This is a genomic window from Pseudomonas sp. PS01303, assembly GCF_029959385.1.
Taxonomy (GTDB): Bacteria; Pseudomonadota; Gammaproteobacteria; order Pseudomonadales; family Pseudomonadaceae; genus Aquipseudomonas; species Aquipseudomonas rustica.
In genome coordinates this window covers 1-2,774 of sequence record NZ_JASCPK010000281.1, presented here as the reverse complement: position 1 = coordinate 2,774, position 2,774 = coordinate 1, and the positions used below count along the sequence as shown (strand labels likewise).

Genomic DNA, 2,774 nt, shown 5'->3' with positions numbered 1-2,774 from the left:
GTGGCCCGGTACTGGGGTAAACCCCCACCTGGTTGTTTTTGAAATCAAGATCAAAAGATCGCAGCCTTCGGCAGCTCCTACAGGGGTGGTGTGTCAGAGGGCTTCGCGGCTAGGTTTGCCGTCAACCAGGCGTTGGATGCGCAGCGGGTTGGCGTTTTTCAGTGGCTCGGGCAGCAAGCTGTCCGGGTAGTTCTGGAAGCACACCGGGCGCAGGAAGCGGTCGATCGCCAGCGTACCGACGGAGGTGCCGCGTGCATCGGAGGTGGCCGGATACGGCCCGCCATGCACCATCGAATCGCACACCTCAACGCCAGTTGGATAGCCGTTAAGCAAGATCCGCCCGACCTTCTGCTCCAGCAGCGGCGTCAGTTCAGCGAAGCGCTCGAAATCCGCCAATTCACCAATAATCGTCGCCGTCAGTTGACCGTGCAGACCCTGCAACGCCGCGCTGAGTTGCGCCTTGTCCGCCACTTCAACAATTACCGTGGTCGGGCCGAACACTTCTTCCTGCAGGACTTCGTCACCCTCGATCAACAGGCTGACGTCAGCCTTGAACAGCTGCGGCTGCGCCTGATTGCCCTGCTGCGGATTGCCGGCCAGATGTTCGATGCCGGGATGCGCCAGCAGCTTCTGCAAGCCTTTGCCGTAGCTGCCGAGGGTGCCCGCGTTGAGCATGGTTTGCGCCGGTTGATCACCGATCAAACCAGAAACCTGCTGCACAAACGCACTGAACTCTGGCGAACGAATGCCGATCACCAAGCCAGGATTGGTGCAGAACTGGCCGCAGCCTTGCACCACCGAAGCAGTTAAATCGCGGGCGATGGTTTCGGAACGCTCGGCCAGTGCCTGCGGCAAAACGATCACCGGATTGATGCTCGACATCTCGGCGAACACCGGGATCGGTTGCGGGCGCGCCGCCGCCATGTCGCACAGCGCACGACCGCCCTTCAGCGAGCCAGTGAAACCAACTGCTTGAATCGCCGGATGCTTGACCAGCCATTCACCGACGCCACCGCCGTAGATCATGTTGAACACACCGGCCGGCATCGCAGTTTTTTCGGCGGCGCGAATCAGCGCACCAGCAACCAGCTCTGCTGTCGCCATGTGGCCGCTGTGGGCCTTGAACACCACCGGGCAACCGGCGGCCAGCGCCGATGCGGTGTCGCCGCCCGCAGTAGAAAATGCCAGCGGGAAATTGCTCGCACCGAACACCGCTACAGGGCCGAGACCGATGCGGTACTGACGCAAATCCGGGCGTGGCAATGGCTGACGATCCGGCAACGGCAGATCAATCCGCGCGCCATAAAAATCGCCTCGGCGCAGCACTTTGGCGAACAGACGCATCTGTCCGCTGGTGCGTCCGCGCTCACCCTGAATACGCCCGGCCGGCAATGCGGTTTCGCGGCAGACCACGGCGACGAAATCATCACCGAGGGCATCCAGTTCATCAGCGATCGCATCGAGAAACTGCGCGCGGCGCTCAGCGCTAAGGCTGCGATACGCCGGGTAGGCGGCAGCGGCAGCCTTGGCCGCAGCGCCGACTTCTTCCAGCGTGGCCTGAATGAAATCGTGGGGCAGCTGTTCGCCCGTGGTGGCGTCGACCGATTGCAGTTTGACGTCGCCAGCGGCACTGCGCTGACCGCCGATGTAGTTGTGACCGAGAATCTGAGTCATGGGATCTCCTTAAAGGGTGCCGATGCTGTCCGGTTCAAACGCCGCTGGTACCGGGACGATGCCGTTGACCAGCGGTGCGCCGAATTCGGCTTGGCTGATTTCGAAGACGTCACCCGGTTGGGTGCGAATCCCATCGGCAAACGACAGGGTCGCGGTGCCGAAGAAATGAATGTGCACGTCGCCGGGACGCAGGAACTGGCTGTACTTGAAGTGGTGGTACTCGAGGTTGGCGAGGCTGTGGCACATGTTCGCCTCGCCGCTGAGAAACTCGTTCTGCCAGAGCACTTCGCCGTCGCGCAGGATGCGGCTGGTGCCTGCCAGATGTTGAGGCAATTCACCGGTGCGAAGTTCCGGGCCATAGCTGCAACTGCGCAGTTTCGAGTGCGCGAGGTACAGGTAATTCTTGCGTTCCATGACGTGGTCGGAGAACTCGTTACCGACCGCGAAACCGAGGCGATAAGGCTTGCCGTCGTTGCCGATGATGTACAGCCCGGCCATCTCAGGTTCTTCGCCGGCGTCTTCGGCAAATGGCGGTACCGGGAACGGTTGGCCCGGACGCACGACGATGCTGCCGTCGCCTTTGTAGAACCATTCCGGTTGCACACCGGCCTGCCCCACCGCCGGTTTACCGCCCTCCACGCCCCATTTGAAGATGCGCATGGTGTCGGTCATCGTCGCTTCGTCGCCGGCCTGCTGGTGCATTTTGTCGCGGGCCGAGGCGCTGCCGAGGTGAGTCAGGCCGGTGCCGCTGATCAACATGTGCGCCGGATCCGGGTGATCGAGTGGCGGCAGGATGCGCAGTTGCGACAGCAGTTCGGCGTAGTCGTGGCTTATGCCGAGGCCGAGGGTTTGCACTTGCTGCTCGAGGGTGTTGCCGGCCTCGATGGCGGCGAGCGCCAGATCGCGCACGCTGCGGGCGTCCTGTACTTCGCGCACCACACCGTTGTCGACCACGCCGACACGGCGTTCGCGGTTGCTTAATTCGAATTGAACCAGATGCATGATTTTCTCCTGTGTTATTCGAAACACCGCAGATCCTTGTAGGAGTGAGCCTGCTCGCGATAGCGGTGTGTCAGCCAAAAAGTTGTCAACTGAAAGAC

At 61.7% G+C, this 2,774-nt stretch carries 2 protein-coding genes; both read right to left on the bottom strand.

What is annotated here, in order from left to right; translation table 11 throughout:
* Positions 1 to 93: 93 nt before the first annotated feature.
* Positions 94 to 1,674, bottom strand: a complete 1,581-nt coding sequence (locus QMX93_RS30400) for an aldehyde dehydrogenase (NADP(+)) (RefSeq protein WP_282359292.1) — start codon at positions 1,672 to 1,674, stop codon at positions 94 to 96.
* 9 nt (positions 1,675 to 1,683) lie between these two features.
* Positions 1,684 to 2,676, bottom strand: coding sequence for an AraD1 family protein (gene araD1 / locus QMX93_RS30395; RefSeq protein WP_282359290.1), 993 nt, complete (start codon positions 2,674 to 2,676; stop codon positions 1,684 to 1,686).
* Positions 2,677 to 2,774 lie beyond the last annotated feature (98 nt).